Annotated in this window: 1 protein-coding gene; it reads right to left on the bottom strand. The window is 66.4% G+C overall.

Annotation, left to right across the window (positions count from 1 at the left end; all coding sequences use genetic code 11):
* On the bottom strand, positions 1-595 hold a 595-nt coding region (locus EOA29_RS39270), incomplete at both ends, for a DUF599 family protein (RefSeq protein ID WP_127222558.1).

Here is a 595-nt window from a genome sequence, read left to right as displayed (position 1 = left end):
GCCGAGTAGAACTGCCGGCGCACCAGCACCGCCAGAAGCACCAGCGTCGAGAGCACAAAGACGACCGGGTCGACGAACCAGCCGAGATAGCCGATCGAGAAGAAAACGGCGCGCAGGCCGGAGTTGAAATGCTTGCCGGCGAGCACGTTCATGCGCGTCGCCCGCCATACCGCCGTTTCGCTGAGGGGGTTGCGCGAGGCCTCGCCATGCAGGATCGGCACCGCCCCGATGAGGATCGAGCAATAGTTGAAGAGCCGGTAGGCCCAGCCGAACTTGAAGAAGGCGAAGGCGAGGATCAGCACCAGTCCGAACACCTTGGTCTGGAAGGCTTCGTGTGACGAGGCCGCGCCGAACGGCAGCTCGGCCAGCACCTGGAGCACGCGGTCGGAAGCCCCGAGCAGGGCGAAGCAGCCGCCGAGCGCGATCAGCGAGCTCGAGGCGAAAAAGGCGGTGCCTTGCTGCAGGCCGTTCATGATGGCGGTGTCGACGATGCGCACCTCGCGCTCGGCCATGTTGCGCATCCAGGCCTCGCGCTGGGCGTTCATCGCCGTCGTCAGCGACACCCGGCTGACGAGCTTGCCGTCCGAGGCGAGCG

This window comes from Mesorhizobium sp. M1E.F.Ca.ET.063.01.1.1, from assembly GCF_003998155.1.
GTDB lineage: Bacteria > Pseudomonadota > Alphaproteobacteria > Rhizobiales > Rhizobiaceae > Mesorhizobium.
This window is presented reverse-complemented; position numbering and strand designations above follow the sequence as displayed.